The sequence below is a fragment of the Veillonella sp. 6_1_27 genome (genome assembly GCF_000163735.1).
Taxonomy (GTDB): Bacteria; Bacillota; Negativicutes; order Veillonellales; family Veillonellaceae; genus Veillonella; species Veillonella parvula_A.
In genome coordinates this window covers 1-1,176 of the sequence record NZ_GG770220.1, presented here as the reverse complement: position 1 = coordinate 1,176, position 1,176 = coordinate 1, and the positions used below count along the sequence as shown (strand labels likewise).

General features: G+C 38.9%; 1 protein-coding gene. It reads right to left on the bottom strand.

All coding sequences use genetic code 11. The annotated features are described in order from the left end of the window. Complete coding sequence (locus HMPREF0874_RS09805; protein WP_039965511.1) at positions 1–1,080, bottom strand: IS30 family transposase; 1,080 nt, start codon at positions 1,078–1,080, stop codon at positions 1–3. Positions 1,081–1,176: the final 96 nt, after the last annotated feature.

Sequence of the window (1,176 nt, the reverse complement as noted above, 5' to 3'; positions counted from 1 at the left end):
TTAAATTGCAATATGAAATTGAACACTCTGTAAATCCATAACTTTATTAACTTCTTCAATGAAGACTTCTTGAGGCGTTTGGTAATCCAACAGCTTTCGGGGTAAATTGTTGCACCAATTTAACGCCCGCTGAATCGTTTCTTCTGACACAGTCTTTATGGGCGTTCCTTTTGGGATAAAGCGGCGTAATAGTCCGTTATGTCGTTCATTTGAACCGCGTTCCCCAGGCGAGTACGGGTGAGCAAAGAAAATAGATAAATCCTCTGTTTCTAATGTACTTATGTCTGCAAATTCACGGCCATTATCAGCCGTAATAGTTTTACATAACATGGATACATTGGAAACGGCCTTAAGAGACTGCAACCAATTTTCTAATGTCATTTTTACGTCCACGGCTTTAGCGGATAGACAACGTAAGGCTACATATAGGCGAGACTTGCGTTCTAACAATGAAACAATTACTTCATCGCTTTTATTCTTTATTCCTCGGACCGTATCCAGCTCCCAATGACCAAATTCTTCGCGGGTAGCAACAGATTCATCACGCAGATCAATGGATTTACCTAACTTGCGTTTGTGTTGCCTGTTATGTCGCTTCTTATGAGAATGGCGAATAACACAAGGCAAATCCATTGGTTTAAGACCTAAAATGCCTTGGTGAAGGTAGTTATATAAAGTTTTAGTACACACCATTTCATTGCGTACAAATAAACCCTTACGTAAGGCGTATCCAACAGCAGCATCTAAGGACCATTTATCGATTCTTACCTTAGTTTCAACCCAAGATAAAAAGGGGTCAATAGAACCTGCTTTCAAAGTGTTGAAAGAACCTTGGTGGGTTCTTTCATAGGCAAGCTGACCGCAATCTGCTACATACATAAGAACAGCCTTGTTTTGCTTAATTTGAACCACTGTTCCACGCTTTTTCTCAGCATAAATCGTAGTTCTAGAGCGTCCTAATGCCTTGGCAATAGTATTGATAGGATCACCAGCAAGAAGGCGTTTTTCAAGATAAAAGCGCTCTTCTAAATTTAAGTGTTTGTTTGTGCGCAATGATGTGATAAGATTAGAGCAGTCCATATTAGTACCTCGTGATTGATTGCGAATTTGATACTCTAATCTTATCACTTGTACTAATATGGATTTTTTATGTGTTCAGTTTCAATTTACAACTAA

Bases quoted from the DNA above. Each gene is read 5' to 3' on its own strand.
- HMPREF0874_RS09805 (WP_039965511.1), bottom strand. From the start codon at position 1,080: ATGGACTGCTCTAATCTTATCACATCATTGCGCACAAACAAACACTTA.